This window comes from Flavobacterium sp. UW10123 (assembly GCF_040538975.1).
Taxonomy (GTDB): Bacteria; Bacteroidota; Bacteroidia; order Flavobacteriales; family Flavobacteriaceae; genus Flavobacterium.
On record NZ_JBEWQE010000003.1, the window covers coordinates 196,802 to 215,017 of the forward strand.

At 33.6% G+C, this 18,216-nt stretch carries 12 protein-coding genes; all 12 read left to right on the forward strand.

The features are described from left to right. The first annotated feature begins 1 nt into the window (after position 1). The 12 genes from ABXT06_RS05230 to ABXT06_RS05285 are packed head-to-tail and all read left to right on the forward strand — an operon-like array spanning position 2 to position 18,178. Positions 2–691: a CIS tube protein gene (locus tag ABXT06_RS05230; protein ID WP_354589790.1), complete on the forward strand. Its 690-nt coding sequence runs from the start codon at positions 2–4 to the stop codon at positions 689–691. Then, a complete protein-coding gene (gene vgrG, locus ABXT06_RS05235; RefSeq protein WP_354589791.1) occupies positions 692–2,437 on the forward strand; it encodes a type VI secretion system tip protein VgrG in 1,746 nt (581 codons plus the stop codon). A gap of 58 nt (positions 2,438–2,495) precedes the next feature. Beyond that, positions 2,496–2,786, forward strand: coding sequence for a PAAR domain-containing protein (locus tag ABXT06_RS05240; RefSeq protein ID WP_354589792.1), 291 nt, complete (start codon positions 2,496–2,498; stop codon positions 2,784–2,786). 2 nt (positions 2,787–2,788) lie between these two features. Beyond that, entirely contained in the window at positions 2,789–3,199 is a 411-nt protein-coding gene (locus ABXT06_RS05245) for a GPW/gp25 family protein (protein ID WP_354589793.1), read from the forward strand. Positions 3,200–3,212: 13 nt separating this feature from the next. Further along, complete coding sequence (locus tag ABXT06_RS05250; protein WP_354589794.1) at positions 3,213–6,638, forward strand: baseplate J/gp47 family protein; 3,426 nt, start codon at positions 3,213–3,215, stop codon at positions 6,636–6,638. Next, a complete protein-coding gene (locus tag ABXT06_RS05255) occupies positions 6,626–9,319 on the forward strand; it encodes a baseplate wedge protein (protein ID WP_354589795.1) in 2,694 nt (897 codons plus the stop codon). Before ABXT06_RS05250 ends, ABXT06_RS05255 begins: the two co-directional genes overlap by 13 nt. An 11-nt stretch (positions 9,320–9,330) precedes the next feature. Continuing rightward, complete coding sequence (locus ABXT06_RS05260; RefSeq protein WP_354589796.1) at positions 9,331–12,759, forward strand: PKD domain-containing protein; 3,429 nt, start codon at positions 9,331–9,333, stop codon at positions 12,757–12,759. Then, a complete protein-coding gene (locus ABXT06_RS05265; RefSeq protein WP_354589797.1) occupies positions 12,743–14,602 on the forward strand; it encodes a contractile injection system tape measure protein in 1,860 nt (619 codons plus the stop codon). Before ABXT06_RS05260 ends, ABXT06_RS05265 begins: the two co-directional genes overlap by 17 nt. A gap of 11 nt (positions 14,603–14,613) precedes the next feature. Beyond that, positions 14,614–15,192 carry a hypothetical protein gene (locus ABXT06_RS05270; RefSeq protein ID WP_354589798.1) on the forward strand — a complete coding sequence of 193 codons (579 nt, stop codon included), beginning with the start codon at positions 14,614–14,616 and terminating at the stop codon, positions 15,190–15,192. Beyond that, positions 15,189–16,016, forward strand: coding sequence for a DUF6734 family protein (locus tag ABXT06_RS05275; RefSeq protein WP_354589799.1), 828 nt, complete (start codon positions 15,189–15,191; stop codon positions 16,014–16,016). Before ABXT06_RS05270 ends, ABXT06_RS05275 begins: the two co-directional genes overlap by 4 nt. A gap of 11 nt (positions 16,017–16,027) precedes the next feature. Continuing rightward, positions 16,028–16,888, forward strand: a complete 861-nt coding sequence (locus ABXT06_RS05280) for a DUF6734 family protein (RefSeq protein WP_354589800.1) — start codon at positions 16,028–16,030, stop codon at positions 16,886–16,888. 39 nt (positions 16,889–16,927) lie between these two features. After that, positions 16,928–18,178, forward strand: a complete 1,251-nt coding sequence (locus ABXT06_RS05285; RefSeq protein ID WP_354589801.1) for an eCIS core domain-containing protein — start codon at positions 16,928–16,930, stop codon at positions 18,176–18,178. The last annotated feature ends 38 nt before the right edge of the window (positions 18,179–18,216 follow it).

Sequence of the window (18,216 nt, forward strand, 5' to 3'; positions counted from 1 at the left end):
TATGACAACTGGTGAATTAAAAAAACTGAAGATTATTGCCTATAGCGATCCTCAATTTAACAGTCCCATTTCGGATATTGAAGAGTTCGTTACTTTAATGAATCCCGAGAAATATACTTTTCATTACAAGATAGAGCAAGATACAACTCAAGCCGCTGGAACGAGCAGCCCTGCACCAAGATTTACGGCAATTGCTCCAGAGGAATTAGAACTGGATTTTGTTTTTGATCGAACTGGTGTTATTGCTGGCAAAGAAAGCACCGAAAACGGTGTTATTGACGACATTGAACATTTTAGAAAAGTAATTTTAGAATATAATGGCACAGAACATAAGCCAAATTATTTAAAAATTGCTTGGGGAAGTCTGCTTTTTAAAGGATCTCTCACCGAAATGACCATTGAATATAAACTTTTCAGACCAGATGGAACGCCCATTAGAGCCATTGCAAAAGGAAAATTCAAGGGAGTTGTTGAAGATGAGTTAAGAGCAAAACAACAAAACAATCAATCTCCTGATTTAACACACACTAGAACAGTAAAAGCGGGAGATACGCTTCCGTTAATGTCTTTTAAAATCTACGGCGATTCAAAATATTATCTCGAAGTGGCAAGAGCCAACAAGCTCATCAATTTCAGGAAATTAAAAATTGGTCAAAAAATATTTTTCCCTCCTCTACAAAAACAACAATAGATGAACAATACAGACGTCATACAAACCAGTAAAAGTGCCGATTTAGTAACGCACAAACTGCTCATTGAGGGAACTGAGCTGTCTGGCGTTTACCAAGTAATGAGCATTGTAGTTCATAATGAGGTGAACAGAATACCTATGGCGCAGATTATTTTGACCGATGGAGATGCTGCTTCAAGAGATTTTAAATTAAGCAATGAAGATTTGCTCATTCCAGGCAAAAAAATAGAAATCAAAGCGGGTTATCACAGTGACGAAGAAACTATTTATAAAGGAATTGTGGTAAAACATTCTATAAAAATAAAAGACAAATCGTCCCTTTTGATTGTAGAATGCAAAGACGAAGCAGTAAAACTGACTATCGGCAGAAAGAGCAAATATTTTTATGATGTAAAAGACAGCGATGCTTTTGAAGATATTATTGGCACTTATGGCTTGCAAAAAGATGTGGAAAGTACAAATTATAGCCACAAAGAGTTAGTGCAGTATAATACATCCGATTGGGATTTTATTGTTTCTCGTGCACAGGCTAATGGAAAACTATGTTTTGTTGAAAATGGCAAAATCTCGGTTAAAAAACCCGATTTAGGTTCAGAATCAGTTGAAACGGTTGCTTTTGGCGCTACTATGCTAGATTTTGATGCCGAAATTGATGCGCGAAATCAGTTTGCCAAAGTTTCTTCTTACAGCTGGAATGCATCCAATCAGGAGTTATTAGAAATTGAAGCCAAAGATCCTAGCGTAAATCTAAACGGAAATTTATCTGCTTCTGATTTATCTGATATCGTAAAACTGGAAAATTTAGAATTGCGTCACGGCGGTCATGTTACCGATACCGAATTGCAAGATTGGGCCGATGCTAAATTATTATTTCAGCAGCTCTCAAAAGTTCGCGGAAGAGTAAAATTTCAAGGTATTCCCGCAGTAAAACCCAACACCATTATCACGCTTGAAGGCGTTGGAGACCGCTTTAATGGCAAAGCATACGTAACTGGAGTTTTCCATGAAATAGCGAATGGTAACTGGACTGTAAATGTGCAATTTGGATTAAATCCTGAATGGTTTTCTGAAACGTATGATGTCAATACGCCATCAGCTTCTGGAATAATTCCATCCATAAAAGGACTGCATATTGGTATTGTAACCCAGCTTCAGGACGATCCAGATGGTGAAGACAGAATTTTGGTCAAAATCCCAATCATCAATAACGAAGAACAGGGAATTTGGTGCAGAGTTGCAGCCTTAGACGCAGGTGATAATAGAGGAACATTTTTTCGACCTGAAATTGAAGACGAAGTTATTATTGGTTTCATTAACGAAGATCCAAATGATGCTATTGTTTTAGGAATGCTCCACAGCAGCGCAAAACCCGCTCCATTAAAAGCATCCGACGATAACCATCAAAAAGGGATTTTTACAAGAAGCGAAATGAAAGTGCTCTTTGATGATGATAAAAAATCGATAGCTATTGAAACTCCGGCAGGAAAAAAAATAACGCTCGACGAAGACAAAGGCTCTATAGTTGTTGAAGACGAAAATTCAAACGTAATTACCATTGACAGCGCAGGAATAAAAATGGAAAGCGCAGGCGATATTTCAATAAAAGCTACAGGCGATGTAAAAATTGAAGGTACAAATGTAAATCTAAAAGCAACTGCTCAATTTAAAGCCGAAGGAAGTGCTGGTGCAGAAATGTCATCGGCTGCTGTCGCGATTGTGAAAGGAAGTATTGTACAGATTAACTAACTAATCCTATATACTTTATCATCAAATACTTAAACAAAAGGTTGACTAAAAAATAATTATGGGAGCACCAGCCGCAAGAATTAACGATATGCATGTTTGCCCAATGGTAACAGGAACTGTACCTCATGTTGGCGGACCGATATTACCGCCAGGTTCACCTACAGTGTTGATAGGCGGTCAACCAGCAGCCTGTTTAGGAGACATGATTGTTTGCACAGGTCCTCCTGATAGTATTATAGCTGGTTCAAGTACAGTGCTGATTGGAGGAAAACCAGCCGCAAGAATGGGAGATTCAACTGCACATGGCGGAACAATCATATTAGGATGTCCAACCGTTTTAATAGGCTAATTATGGAAAATAAAGAAGCTTTTTTAGGTACCGGATGGAGTTTTCCTCCAGAGTTCAAAAAGAACAATAAAGCGGTCGTAATGACATCTGACGAGGCAGACATAAAAAGCAGTCTGGAAATATTGCTCTCTACCAAAATCGGCGAACGCATTATGCTTCCTAGATACGGATGTAATATGGATGAACTGCTTTTTGAAACATTAGATAGAACACTTAAAACCTATGTTTCAGAACTCATCAAAACGGCGATTTTATATTACGAACCGCGAATTGATGTTGAAAAAATTGATATCGCACAAAGTGATGATCTAGAAGGAGAATTACTAGTTATAATTGACTATAGAATAAGAAGTACAAACTCAAGAAGCAATCTTGTTTATCCTTTTTACAAAGAAGAAGGCACTAATGTTTAAAAGTTTATAAGCTATGAGCACCAACGGCAGCCAAATAGACAATGTTATTTTTAAAAGAAATGGAGTTAATCAGGAAGAACGCTTTAGTGACGCATTAGAGCCTAGCAACCTTAAACTTCATGACTTTACTATCGAAGACTGGCTGTTATTTGCTTATAATTTTGCCAAAGAAGTCAACTTTTTTGATACAAATAACGATATAAAACCAGAAGGCAACTGGCAGGAGTTTTTCAACTATTTTGGCTTTACCGAAGATGATCTTCCAAATGGCAACATTGCGAAAAGAACAGAAAGTCAATATGCCGTTTTAAAAGAAAAGATCACCAAAACATTATCGACTGCCCAAATAAATCAAGACCTTACTCCTCACTTAACCTTGTTTGTGTGTTTCTTGAAATTATTAGAATTATCTCAAAACAAACTTAATGGCATCACCAAAAAGCATTTAGATTTTTTCTACAAAGACATACTTCAAATTGAAAAGCTGCCTGCAAAAGCAGATAAAGTCAATATCATTTTTGAACTTGCAAAAAAAATCGCTGAAGAAAAAATCGCAGTAAACACAGAACTTGATGCAGGAAAAGATCCAGATGGCAAAAAATTAATCTACAAAACTACAGAAGAGTTTATTGCCAATAAAGCCAATATAGCGTATTTAAAAAGTGTGTACAATGACGTTGAGCGCGGCGAAATAAAATACAGCGAAATTGCTAATTCTTTGGACGGAAAAGGTGAACCTTTAAAAGAAGAATCTCCTTATTGGTTTCCTTTTGGGTACACTTCCAAAGAAGAGAAATACCCAAAATTAAGTGATGCTAAATTAGGTTTTGCTATAGCTTCAGAATTATTTAATCTTAAAGAAGGCGAAAGAAACATTGCGGTCACGATCACTTTTCGTCAAAATTTAACTTTTAAGAATCCGTTTAATATAGACGATCTTCTAGACAATATTAGCATTTTATATAGCGGAAAAAAAGGATGGATTGGCGGTTTTAAACCTAGCAGCGGCCTTTCTTTTAAAGCTGTAAATGTATCTTCAACCATTAGTGGCAATCAATTAAAATTGGTTTTTCAGATACCAAAAGATAATCCAGCAATTGTTAACTACGATCAGAAAGTTTTGGGCGAGTTTTTCTCTACAGAACTTCCCGTAATTCGATTTTTAATCAATACGCAAGATAAAAAAGGACATACTCTTTTTAGAGCTCTAGTCATAAATACAGTAACTGCTATTGCCGTAAAAGTTGAGGTTAAGGATGTAAAATCTCTATTGTTAGAAAGTGATACAGGCTTGCTTAATGCCTCAAAACCTTTTTTCCCTTTTTCAACTCAACCTGAAAAAAACAGTTCGTTTATCATAAACTATCCTGAAATCTTTTCTAAAAATTGGACTGATGCCTATATTAACATAAAGTGGAAAAACACTCCTATATCATTTGTAACTCATTATGCAGCTTATAAAGAAAGTTTCCTTGAAACCATAAGCAAACAGAGTTTTATTGATGCCATTTTCGTTAAGGACAGCGCTAAAAAAATGATGAATGCAAACCAGCCAGAAGATGGAATTGCTAAAAAAGATAATTCGGAAATAAAAGTTCCTGTGAAAATTAATGATGCAATAGAAGCTGCTGAAGAAACACCTGAACCACCTGAAATAGACCCTGACCATGGAATTGTTACAGAAGATTATTTTAAAGCAACCTTATCTGTTTTAGATAAAGAAGTTTGGAATGAACAAGAGATACCTGTTAATCTATTTGATAAAAAAGATGATATATTCGAATCGAATATCAATGTAAAAGGAGGCTATGAGATTGGCAAAAGCGGTCCTATTCGATTGACCTTAAATCAATCATTTTTACATTCATTATTTCCAAAAGTATATACTTTGGCTATAATGAATATAGAGAAAGAGCCTACAACTCCTATTCCAAATGAGCCTTACACGCCAGTTGTAGAAAGCATCAGTCTGGATTATTCTGCTGAGGAAAGTATTGATTTTCCTGAGGAAAACATTGATTTTACTCTTTCTGCATACGAATCTAACCGAATAAAACTGTTTCATGAAGCTCCTTTTGGTCAGCAAGAAGAACATTCTTATTTGAAACAGCAAGCCATCAAAAAAGAAATTTTAGATCCTTCTACTCCAACCACTAATTGTTTGGTTCCCGATTATTGCAATGGAGGCGAATTTTATATAGGTCTTCAAGATGCCGAAATATCGCAGCAAATTTCATTATTGTTTCAAATATTAGAAGGAAGCGAAAACACTAGCGTTGATACTTTTACAGGAATACAAAAAGTAGAATGGTACATATTGTGCAATAATTACTGGAAAAATCTTGACAAAGATATTTTGGCAAATGGTATCGATAACTTTTTAAAATCGGGTATCGTAAAATTTGGCATTCCAAAACAGGCAACCAATGACAATACGCTGTTTCCAGCCAATACCATTTGGGTAAAAGCAAAAATGCACAAAGACTATGATGCCGTTTGCAAAGTTATCGATGTTAAAACTCAAGTTGTTACCGCCCAGTTTTTTGACAACAACAACAATTTAGCCCATTTAGACAGCACATTGCCTGCTAAAACAATATCTAAATTAATTACCAGAGTTCCGCAGATTAAAAGCATTGAACAGCCTTTTAATTCATTTGATGGAAAACCATTAGAGTCAGATCCCTCCTATTATCTGCGTGTTAGCGAACGCTTGCGCCACAAAAATAGAGCGATAACTCTTTGGGATTATGAGCATCTTATTTTACAGGAATTTCCAAGTGTTTTTAGAGTAAAATGCCTTAACCATACTTTTATTTCGGGTACAGAGACTTCGTTTTTAGCTCCGGGAAAAGTAACATTGGTTGTAATTCCGGATATCGTAGACAAAAATGTATTTGATATTTATGAGCCAAGAGTTAGCACGGCGACATTAAACAGCATTGAGAGTTTTATTAATTCTAAAAACTCCATGTTAGTATCGGCAAAGGTCATTAATCCTGATTATGAAAAAGTTATAATAAAACTAAAGGTAAAGTTTTATCCGGAATATGATGAGAATTTCTACAAAAAACAGCTTAATGAAGATCTTATAAAATTTCTATCTCCTTGGGCATTTGATACTTCAAAACAAATCATATTCGGAGTTGAACTGCAGCGCAGTGTTGTTATAGAATATATCGAAAATTTATATTACGTAGACTTTTTATCTATGCTGGAAATGGCAATATACATCGATAAAACAAACAAAGAAAAGCCTGAACCATTAAAAGATACAGATAAGAATGATGCCAATGCTTATCTATTAGATTTTCAAACCACGTTATCGCCTTCAAGTCCAAAAAACATTTTAGTTTCTGTTAAAAACCACATTATCAGTACAGAAATAGACACTTGCAAAAAAACAACCCCACAAAAACCTGAAGAATGTCAATACTAAACCAACATATCACCATTCCTAAAAAATCAGCATCAGAGGACGATTTGGATTTCTTTTATTTAAGAAAAAAAGGAATCGAATATATCGAGTCTTTCGGCAGTAAATTCTGGACAGATTTTAATGAGCATGATCCAGGTATCACGATGTTGGAAATGCTTTCTTATGCCATATCAGATCTCGGCATGAGACTCAATCTTCCTATAGAAAATATTCTAGCATCTAATGACATTAATAAAGGCATTCCGAAACAGTTTTTTAAAGCTTCAGAAGTATTATCATCAAGCCCTGTAACGCAAAATGATTACCGTAAATTATTTATAGATATAAAAGGAGTTCGAAACTGCTGGCTCGCCAAACATGAGAAAGCAGTGTATGTGGACTGCAAAAAAAATAAGCTTTCTTATGATGTTACGGATTATAATAATCTACCCGATAACTTAAGAAAAACTTTTGAGCTAAATGGCTTATATGATTTGTATGTAGATTACGAAAGTTCAAAACCCTCAGATATAGAAGCTGTTAAAGGAAAAATAAGAAAGCAGTATCATGCAAATAGAAACCTTTGCGAAGATCTTGTCGATATCAAAAAAGTAGTCGACTATCCTATAAAAATATGCGCAGATATTGAAGTAAATACTGAATCCGATGAAGAACTGGTTCATGCCAATGTTCTTCATGCCCTTGAAAGTTATTTATCTACAACTGTCAATTTTTATTCGCTAAAGCAAATGATTGAGAAAGGATATTCGACTTTGGAAATTTTTGATGGTCCCTCTTTAGACAACGGTTTTATCGATACAAAAGAATTGCTTAAAGCCGATTTGAGAAACGAAGTCCGCCTTTCTGATATCATGAGAATAATCATGTCGGTGCCAGATGTAATCTTAATAAAAGATATTTCTTTAGGAAATTGCGGTGGAGATGACTTGGAAAACAAATGGCTTATCTGTCTTGCACCTTATCAAAAACCTGTTATTTGTGTCAAAAGTGTTTTCAATTACAACAAAGGTTTATTGCCTCTGAATATCAATCAGGTACAGGTAAAAAAATATTTAGACGCTATAAAAGCAGAAAAAGACAAAGCCACAACCAACGCCAGCCAGAATAAAGAATTAGAAATACCTAATGGTGAATATCTTAATACTGATTTTTATACCACAATACAAAACGATTTCCCTGAAACTTATGGTATTGGCGAAGTTGGTCTTCCAACCAGAGCATCTGTTGAGCGTAAATCTAAAGCAAAACAATTAAAAGGATATCTTTTATTTTTTGATCAGATATTAGGAAGCTATTTTAAACAATTAGGTCAAGTGAGCGAATTGCTTTCAGTAAGCGGTAATTTGACCAGAACTCTTTTTACTCAAGTCGTTAAAGATATTGAAGGCGCTAATGAAATTGTAGAAGGATATGATAATTATACTGATGATAGCATTACAGAACTGCTTTTTGACCAGCAGGACAATAATATTGAACGAAGAAATAAAATCTTAGATCATCTCTTATCACGTTTTGCAGAGAATTTTTCAGAATACGTTTTTGTTAATAAAACCATTTATGGCAACACTACAGACCAAGTCGTATTGCGCGACAAAGAAAACTTTCTGAAAGATTATAAAGTGGTAAGCAAAGAACGCGGCAATGCTTTTGATTATTACAAACAGCCTATTGCCAATTTATGGAATACGAATAATGTTTCAGGAGCAGAAAAAAGAATTTCGAGACTTATAGGCATTAAAGATTATAGTCGCAGAAATCTTTCCAATTCGTTTGTCCAGATGTACAATTTTATTGACACAGACAATCAATCGGTTTATAGATGGCGTATTGTGGATACAAATAATGAAATTGTACTTTCTTCAACCGCTGAATACTTTGATAGCTCTGCCGCAAATAAAGAGCTTTATTTTGCTGTATTACAAATCATTCAGACTCGGGAATATAAAATTAAAGAGGCTTTTAAAAACGGCACTGTAACAGATTTATCTATTATCGATAATATTCTAATTCAGCAGTCAGATGCCGGGAAATATTCTTATGACATTATAAATCCTGAAAAGAAAAATCCAGATCGCATTATTGCACGCAGATATGAATATTATACTGATCTGCATGATTTAGAAAAATCGATTCTGGACTTGATAAAATTCATGAAAGAAGATTTTACCGAAGAAGGAATGTTTTTGGTAGAACACATGATGTTGCGCCCAGATGTAAATCAGACCACTGTAAATCCTGATACTTTCATGCCGATCTGCGCCGAAGAGTGTGGCGACTGCGAACCGATAGATCCTTACTCCTATCGTGTAAGCGTAGTGCTGCCGGGATATACGCTGCGATTTGCCAATACCGATTTTAGAAATTATATAGAAAAAATAATTAAGGAAGAATTGCCTGCTCATGTTTTAGCAAAAGTATGTTGGATTGGATATAGGGAAAAAGATGTGAAAGACCCCGCAGAAAACCAGTTGGTTCAGTTTGAAAAAACATACAAAGATTACCTAATCGCTAAAACCGATTTAAATCAAGAGCAGCCAGAACCACAATTAATCAGTTTTATTAAATCACTTACCAGTCTGGACAATGTTTACCCAACAGGACGACTATTTGACTGCAGTGATGAAAACGAGCGATTGTCAGATAAAATTATACTAGGAAAAACGAATTTAGGATCACTATAAAAACTATTGCCATGTCAGCAAAACTTTCAACAATAACAACACAATACCGACGATTCACAAAGAATCAGGTACTTACAGAAGGAAACCTTAATGAGGTTGTAGATTTTTTTGACGACCAGGATCGCCTATCGCGCATTTACCTGAGTGGCGTTGGTATAGTTTGCGGACTTTATCCGGCTTATAATGAGGCTCAAAAAACAATTTCAATAACGCAGGGAACTGGCATAACTACAGATGGTGATCTTTTTAAGTTATATCAAGCCGATGTATTGGGAAACAAAAAAATCGATTTTGATTCTAAAACATACACACACTGCAAAGTTTATGATAATAAAAAAGCGAATTACAAACCTTTCTTCTACGGTGGAGCAAACCAGCAGTTGCCCCTTTTTGAACTCTTGACAGAAGAACAGCAAAAAAAAGAAAAGGATCCAAATTTTGCTTTAGCACAATTTAAAGCAAACACAAGTTTTGAGCTTCAAGATGCTGTTATTCTTTTGTATCTGGAGTCGTATGAAAAAGAATCCGACCTTTGCGTAAGCCTTTCATGCGACAATCAGGGATTGGAAATTGTAGGCAATTATAAAGTTTTAATTGTCAGTAAAGACGTTGCCACAAAAATAATGAATTACGACAGCATGATTGGCAAGATCAATTATGTTAATTTATACCATACATTACCAGATCTAAAATCGAACAGAATTGTATTAAAAAAAGAAGATTTTGTTCATCTTGAAGCATTAAAACAAGCTTTTACAGAAGGAATTTTTAAAAACGATGTGGTTAAAAATTTGCAGGACGGCTATAATAAGCTGCTGACAGGCTTAAACATGCCGATAGTTTTAGATGCTATTCAAAAAAATATAACTGAACTATTTAATTTTGAAGGAGATCCAGTACTTCCTTCAGATTTTCAATATAGATATGATCTGCTTAACGATCTTGTGGATACTTATAACGAAATCAGAACACTTTTACTAGACATAGAGGATAGTTATTGTTCTCCTGATATTAATGCATTTCCCAAACATTTAATGCTGGGAGAATTTATAAAAACAGAACCTTGTTTTGTATTTCGCCATGCTTTTTACAAATCACCTTTGCTTACGGGAGAAAGCCTTAACACTTGTAATGACTGCCTTGCAGATGATAAAGATTCTGAAGAAAAAGACTTGACATCAGATGAAATAAAATTATGCTATGGCGAAAACACAGCCAAACAAAGAATGTACAGTCTTATTCTGAGAAGCTTAGAATTATTAGAAAACTACAATCCACAATATGATTATATAAAAATTACGCCTTCATTACAAATGGGTAAATTGGGAAAAAAAGCCATTCCTTTTTACAACAATGTAAACGATTCGCTTATTAAATCTTGGGATTTTGATAAAACCATTTTAGGGTTGCAAAAAAACAATATTAGCTACCATGATGACTTATTAAATACTAAAAAACCGCTCGAAATACATCAGGATAGTGATTTTTATAGAATTGAAGGCCATCAGGGACGCAATTACAAAGAAGCTCTAAAAGCTATACAGCAGATCAGATTAGATAATGGGCTTGGATTCAACATAATGATCCTGGCAGTAAATGCTGATCAATTGGACAAAACCACCCAGTATTTCACCAAATATTATCTCAACAAAAATCATGGCTACGAGCATAAAGCAGGCGTAATTCAGGGAGGCACTTTCATAATGATATATCTGGAAGAAAAAATACCTTATTATAAAAGTCGTAGACTTTCTCTAACCGGTGACTTTGAAAAATTTGCTGAAGGCACAAACATTATAAATCCAGTTGTTGCTGATTTTTCGATACCGTATTTATGTTGTGATGAAAACAATATAGGGCTTAGTTTACCAGTCGATAAAATTTGTTTTGACAGCAAAACTCCTCCTCTACCATTTAAGGTATCTCCGACAGGTGGCTTTGTAAGAGCTAATGTTAGATCTGATCAAAACGGAGGAATAAAAGTAAATGAATTTGGCGCGCTTGTTTTTGATCCAAATTTAGTCAGTAAAGAGCTAGTAGGTCAGCCTATCACTTTTACAGTTAATAATTTCGATACGAATTGTAAGATAACCATTTTTGAAAAACCAAAATTCGATTTTGTCGCTACTCCTTTAAAACCATCAGGATTTAGCGAAACCGAAGTTACTTTTACCATCACTGGAGAAAACATTGAAGGCAATAAATATACTTGGGATTTTGGAGACAAAACCGATTGGATTACAGATGATAAAACAGAAATAAAACACATCTACCAATACAATAGTGAATCGCAAAAAAAATTCACATTTGATGTTACACTTTATGCAGACAATGGCAATTGCGACTTTAAAGCCACTCATCCTGTTAGCTTTGAAATTGAAGATCCAAAAGTACTCGTAGATGGCAAATTAGTAAACGAAATATCCTTTTGCCGAAACGACAAACCTGTGTCGCTTACTCTGCAGCCCGATGTAAAAGGAGCCGAAATTTCCGGAGAAGGAGTTCTCGTAACATTTGGCGAAAAATATATGTTTGCTCCAGGCGAGGTATCTAAAGATGTCAAAACCGTAACCATTTTTATAGACAACAAACCATCCAATCTTACCATTACACTTTTAGATTTACCTACTGCTAGTTTTAGCTTTAATATAGATGGAACGGGAATTCTAACCTTAACCAACAATTCTTTAAATGCCAAAACATACACTTGGAAAATTGATAAGGAAATAATAGTAACAGATAAAAAAGATCCAATAACACGACAAACTTCATTATATAATGAATCTTCAATTTCTGTTTCATTAATTGCTGAAGGCAACTGCGGTTCAGCCACCGATGGTCCAAGATTCATTGAGATTAGAAAACCTGTCGAAGAAAATACTTGTCTTAACAATGCTGATTTATTTATAAAAAATTCAATTGAAACGATTGCCTATTTAAAAGAAATTTCTGTTTCAAATAAATTTAATAGGGAAACCAAACGCTTCATTTCTGAAACCGAAAATAGATTTATAGAAGTTCAAAATGATGTGGAGAGCTATATCAACGGTAAGTTAAATGATAAATTAGCAGCATTGTTCACACAGGAACATTTCAATTTAATATCGCTAGTTGTCAATGGTGCTATTAATCTTCAGAATCCAGAACTAACTGCTGCGATACAAACTCTCATATCGCTAAATACTTCTCTGTATTATACGATTCTGAGATGTCAAGACCCAAAACTGCTTAAAGAATCTGAACAACTGATTGTTCCAACAGCATTGCTTTTCAATAATTTATTCAAAAGTTTCATCGAAATAAAATTCAATGCCGATACTGATGGATCATTGAAAAAATTCTTGTCAAGCATGCTTAAAGTTTTTCCAAAAATAGATTTTATAATAACCAATTTAAATATACAAATAGAAGCTCTTACACCTGATGCAAGAATTAAATAGACATATTATCAATAAAGTTTTCCTTGAGATCAATACCAATTCTAAAGAAAAAGGATATTATCTCAAGGACAATATTGATGCGTTTTTGCAAAAGGAAGTATTCACGCTTTTAGAAAATTATTTTAATGAAGTGGATTTAAAAAATCCTTTACACAGTATACAATTGGACAAACTTAACCTTGACATTGAAATAAATCAAAATTTAGATTTCGAAAATTTCAAAGAGCAGATTCTAAAAAATATTACAAAACAAGTTGAAGAAGTTTTTGAAAAAGAAGAGAAAAACACTGAAGGTTATAAACTAATCAAGCCACAAGAAAAGGAAATAGAAAGCTTTTTTCATTTCTTGGAAACAGGAACAAACACTTGGTGGAAAACTTTAAATAATAACTCAAAAGAAATTGATAATAAAGAATTTAACATAATTTTAAATAACGATTTTTTTTCTTTTAAATGGTGCAATGCAGTCCAAAAGCCAATTGTAAGAACGCGACTTATCAAACAATTTAATGATAGCCAGATTGTAAACATGATCAAAAAAGGAATATTGCTTAAGAAAAACAATGCAGAAAGCAACGCCAAAATAATCAGTATTAACGCCATACAGAAACTCATTGAAACTAGTAAAGCCAAAAATCAACTGATTCCAAATCAAAGATTTTTAATGTGGGAAATAGTTCTTTTAAGTCTCTTGGAAACAAGTGTTCAGAATAATGCGATTGTAAAACAAAAACTTTCTAGATTGATTCAAAATGTGTTTGAATTTCATAAAACAAACCGCTTTTCACAACACAAAGAGCTTTTTCGAAAAGAAATAGAAAATCAGATAGAAAACCATAATGAACTAGAATTACTAGCAAATTTTGATGCTATTGTTTCGACTATCGAAAAAAAACTTAAGCAAGTTATTTTAAAAGGAAAAGAAATTGGAATTTACACTGTTTCAAATGATCAAGAGACAATAAAAACTGAGACAGAGACAGGGACAAAAAAAACAACAGAATTAGAAAACGAAACAAAAATTGAAAATGTAACAAAAGTTGAAACCCAAACTGAAATAGAAAATGCAAAAAAAGCAGAAAATCTAACAGAAGTACAAAATAAGACGGAATTAGAAATAAAAACAGAAAGAATTCAGGAAAACAATGAAAATCAAGTGCAAGACCAGAGTTTGATTTTGTTTAAAGGCAAAGATTCCATTATAAACGAAAATGCTAGAAACATTGAAACCCTATCAAACAACTCAAAATATGAAACTTCGAATATTCAAGAAAGAGCAATTGATAAAAAGGATTCTTCTTTTGAAAAAGAGAAAGTCAGAAACGAAAACCTATTCGAAGATGCTATTAGCGAATCGTATGTTAACAATGCGGGGTTGGTATTGATTCATCCTTTTTTGAAATCTCTTTTTGAAAATTGCAAACTCCTCAATAAAGACAATATTATAAATGATCCTGAAATTGCTGCTCACCTACTACATTATATAGCCACAGGAAAAGAACAAGATTACGAAAATGCTATGGTCTTCGAAAAGTTTCTATGCAATATACCGATAGACGAACCTATTGAAAGAAACATTGTTCTCTCAGAACAAATGAAAAAAGAATCGGGCACAATGCTACAAGCCGTGTTGAGCAATTGGGATATCATGAAAAAATCTTCGGCAGAATTGCTTCAGAATGAATTCTTGCAGAGACCGGGAAAACTGAACATTAATGGATACGAAAGTCCTGTAATCACAATGGAGCGAAAAACACAAGATGTTTTGTTAGACAAACTAAGTTGGAATTTGAGCATCATAAAATTGGCTTGGAAAAAACGAATCATATATGTTAACTGGTAAAATTTAAAATTATGAATGTCGATAACACCTCTTTTTTAGAATACGATAGGAAAAATATTCTTATTGAACAGCAAAAAGCGCTTGGATTTGTATTTGATAATCTTGATTTGTCTAAAATTGCCTTTTGCGGAGGAATCGCAGATTATTTGAACCTTCGTCAGTACTATCAAATGCGCGTAAATGATTTGGATATAATGTATGAAAACGAAGAAGATTTAAATCCAATTAAGAATAAAGTCGACATAAAGAGATACACTTCTAAATTTTACAAAACCAGAAGCGGAGAAACATTGGTTTATAAATACAAAATTCATGGCAAGGAAGTAAATGTAGATAATTTTCCAAATGATTTTTCGAGATTAATCCTTACACAATCACCTCTTTTAGGTAAAATGGTATGGCACTCCTCATTTAATGAAATGAAAAAATTTCATAACAGTGAAATCCATCTAAAAACCTCAAAAATAGCAGGAATAAATTACGAATGGAAACGATTATATAAGCACAGCCGAAAAGCTTCTTTGTACAACAATGTAACTTTCTTGGAAGAGAAAAACTTAATTCATACTATTAAAAAGAACATTTTATGAGGGAAGAGCCTAGAATAATTTACAGCTTAGATGCATTTCCTGTCAGTAATAATCGATGGAATCAAGGTAATAAATTTAAAGAAACGATTTATTCTACTGCTCTAAGCGTACTGTATAGCCATCTATGGTATCAAGATATTGAACTTTATGCTGACGATTCTGCATATAAGTTTCTTTATATGCTTCCCATCAGAGTTACTAAAATTAAGAGCAATGAAGACACTTCCATTTGGATGAAATCAAAAATTGATGTCATGGAAAAACAAACCAAACCTTTTGTACATCTTGACAATGATGTCTTTATAAAGAAAAAAATAAATTTTGATTTTGAGAAAGTAATTGTTGAACAAAACGATTACGAGTTATACGGTATGTACCAATATCGTTTAGATTTTTTTAATCAATATACTAAAAATTTAGACTATTGGAAACCCGATTTAGGATATGCATATAATTGCGGAGTAATAGGTTTTAGAGACCTTGAACTTCGAAATCAGTTTTTAAAAGTCTTTTATGATTTAGAAGAAATTTTTCTAAAAAATCATAATCCAAAAATAACAAAAATAGAGCCTTGCATTGTTTTAGAACAATATAATCTTGCGTCATTATTACATCATCATAATATTAAACCAACATTATTGCTATGGAAAAAAAACTTGTTCGAAAATTTCCAGCTAGCAGATAAAATTGGTTATTCACACATTGTCGGTCAAAAAAAATACAGAATTGACATTGTTCAGGAAATAGAAATCAGGCTTTCTAAACTCTTTCCGTATTGGTACAAAGAAGTAAAGAATGCCTTAGAGAAAGAAGCCATCGCTTAAAATAAAACGATATGAAACAACGACACAAGATGATTTACAGCCTTGATGTGCTTCCTATAATTAATAACAGATGGGATATGGGAAACAAATTAAAGGAAACTGTCTACATGACCGCTCTAAGCGTACTGTATACTCATTTATGGTATGATGAGATTGCGCTTTATGTAGACGAAATCGGCTATAAGTTCCTGAATATGCTTCCTTGTGCCGTTACCAAAGTGCAAAACAAAAATAGAATTGAACTTTGGATGAAATCGAAAATCAATGCTATGGAACGCCAAACAGAACCATTTGTTCACATAGACACTGACATCTTTATTAAGAAAAAAATAGATTTTAGTTTTGACGATGTTATTGTAGAACGCAAAGAAGATACTTATGAAATCCATTATAAAAAACAGGTAGAGTTTTTTAATAAATACACAAAGGATCTTCCTTATTGGCATACCAATTTAGGTTATTCTTATAACTGTGGCATATTTGGTTTTAATGATCTCAAACTCCGCGATGAATTTATAAAAAGCTATTATGACTTGGAGAAAATATATCTCGAAAATCAAGAAAGCTTTAATGAATTAAAACAAGAAGGTTATGAAACCTGCATTTTAATAGAACAATACACTCTTGCATCACTATTGAATTATAAAAACAATAATCCGACAATGCTTTTGAAAGGAGAAAACATAACAGAGCATGGAAAACATGCTGATACCATTGGGTATTCTCATTTTTTCGGAATGAAAAAATATGACAAATATGTTGTTGATGAAATTGAACTTCGTCTCTCTAAAATATTTCCGTATTGGTATAAGCAAATAAAAAATGCATTAGAGAAAGAAGGTGTTATTGCGAATAATCTACAGTTTATTTAGAGAAACAAATTAGTATTTCAAAATGATAAAATAATAATCATGAGAGAATTTGAACAAAAAAAAATAGGCAATCACTCCCCTTCTACTTTTTTTGGGCCAAAAGTTCAAAAGAAACTAACCACGGGCGCTGTAGGAGACAAATATGAAGTAGAAGCCGACAATGTAGCTGATAAAGTAGTGAATAAACGTAAAACTGGCGGTTTGCTTCAATCCAGAAGTGAAGAAGCTATACAGCAAAAGCCTATTGCAGAAACCATTTCGACAGTTCAAAAAAAGGACTTGGCACAAGAACAGCCTCTACAAAAAAAAGGAGAAAAAGAAGAAGACAAGAAAGTACAAAAAAAGTCTGACAAGGAAGAGGACAAAAAAGTACAGAAAAAAGTACAGAAAAAAGGAGAAAAAGAAGAAGACAAAAAAGTACAGAAAAAGGGCGAAAAGGAAGAAGATAAAAAGGTCCAAAAGAAATCGGATAAAGAAGAAGACAAAAAGGTACAAAAGAAATCAGATAAGGAAGAAGACAAAAAAGTACAGAAAAAATGTGCCGATTGTGAGAACGAAGACAAAAAGGCTCAGAAAAAAGAAGAAAAACCTGTTCACGTAAGGCTAAAGGTATCGAACTCTGTAGATGAAAATGTCGAAAGTAATCTCAACAGCTCTAAAGGCGGCGGTAATGCTATGGATAAAAACACAAAGCGTGAAATGGAATCGGGTTTTGGAGCCGATTTTAGCAATGTAAACATCCATACAGACAGCAGAGCCGTTCAAATGAGCGAAGAGCTGGGCGCACAAGCTTTTACGCATGGCAACGATGTCTATTTTAATAAAGGAAAATACAATCCAGACTCCAAAGAAGGCAAACATTTGCTTGCGCATGAACTTACACATACAATTCAGCAAACTGGCAGTAAAACCAAAAATAATGTTCAAAAAAAGGATATGCTTCAATTATCTAAAATCCCTTGGAAAATAAAACAATGGACAACGCAAAAAAAAGAATCTGACAATTTTAAAGTGGATAAAAAGGGAACAGTTACTGTAGAATCAAATTTAACTTGGGAGGGCCCGTCAAAATGTAAAAAAACTGCCTCTACAGTAGAAGTAAAGATATATAAAAAAGAACGTTGGATAGATAGTAAGAAACATAGTGCCACAATTCCATTATTCGGAGGAAGTACTTCTATTTCTAATTTGAAAGAAGGTACTTACTATGTAGAGATTATTTTAACTAGGGATAATAACGAGCCCAGATACTGTAGCTTAGAAGGAAACATTAGTATAGATGTAACATAATACTGAAGTAATTTTTTATCAAATTATAGTAATCAAAT

Bases quoted from the DNA above. Each gene is read 5' to 3' on its own strand.
- ABXT06_RS05280 (WP_354589800.1), top strand. From the start codon at position 16,028: ATGAAACAACGACACAAGATGATTTACAGCCTTGATGTGCTTCCTATA.
- ABXT06_RS05240 (WP_354589792.1), top strand. From the start codon at position 2,496: ATGGGAGCACCAGCCGCAAGAATTAACGATATGCATGTTTGCCCAATG.
- ABXT06_RS05275 (WP_354589799.1), top strand. From the start codon at position 15,189: ATGAGGGAAGAGCCTAGAATAATTTACAGCTTAGATGCATTTCCTGTC.
- ABXT06_RS05250 (WP_354589794.1), top strand. From the start codon at position 3,213: ATGAGCACCAACGGCAGCCAAATAGACAATGTTATTTTTAAAAGAAAT.
- ABXT06_RS05285 (WP_354589801.1), top strand. From the start codon at position 16,928: ATGAGAGAATTTGAACAAAAAAAAATAGGCAATCACTCCCCTTCTACT.
- vgrG (WP_354589791.1), top strand. From the start codon at position 692: ATGAACAATACAGACGTCATACAAACCAGTAAAAGTGCCGATTTAGTA.
- ABXT06_RS05255 (WP_354589795.1), top strand. From the start codon at position 6,626: ATGTCAATACTAAACCAACATATCACCATTCCTAAAAAATCAGCATCA.
- ABXT06_RS05260 (WP_354589796.1), top strand. From the start codon at position 9,331: ATGTCAGCAAAACTTTCAACAATAACAACACAATACCGACGATTCACA.
- ABXT06_RS05265 (WP_354589797.1), top strand. From the start codon at position 12,743: ATGCAAGAATTAAATAGACATATTATCAATAAAGTTTTCCTTGAGATC.
- ABXT06_RS05270 (WP_354589798.1), top strand. From the start codon at position 14,614: ATGAATGTCGATAACACCTCTTTTTTAGAATACGATAGGAAAAATATT.
- ABXT06_RS05245 (WP_354589793.1), top strand. From the start codon at position 2,789: ATGGAAAATAAAGAAGCTTTTTTAGGTACCGGATGGAGTTTTCCTCCA.
- ABXT06_RS05230 (WP_354589790.1), top strand. From the start codon at position 2: ATGACAACTGGTGAATTAAAAAAACTGAAGATTATTGCCTATAGCGAT.